The 278-nt window shown below is 68.0% G+C and carries 1 protein-coding gene; it reads right to left on the bottom strand.

All coding sequences use genetic code 11. The features are described 5' to 3' along the window. Window positions 1–278: ATP-binding protein (locus NLU14_RS21605; protein WP_476738661.1), on the bottom strand; the 278-nt coding region annotated here is incomplete at both ends.

Genomic DNA, 278 nt, shown 5'->3' with positions numbered 1-278 from the left:
AGCCGGCATAGAGGCCCGAATCGACGCGGACGTTCATGCCGCCCGGCGCGTGATAGCCCTTCACCAGCCCCGGCGAGGGGGCGAAGGTGCGCGGGTCCTCGGCGTTGATGCGGCATTCGATCGCATGGCCGCGGAAGACGACGTCCTCCTGGCGCAGCGTCAGGCCGTGCCCTTCGGCCACGCGGATCTGCTCGCGGACGAGATCGAGGCCGGTGATCGCCTCGGTCACCGGATGCTCCACCTGCAGGCGGGTGTTCATCTCGATGAAGTAGAACTCG

Source organism: Marinobacter iranensis (genome assembly GCF_029207565.1).
Taxonomy (GTDB): domain Bacteria; phylum Pseudomonadota; class Gammaproteobacteria; order Pseudomonadales; family Oleiphilaceae; genus Marinobacter; species Marinobacter iranensis.
Note: the sequence above shows the minus strand (reverse complement) of the source record. Positions and strands in the feature narration are given on the sequence as shown.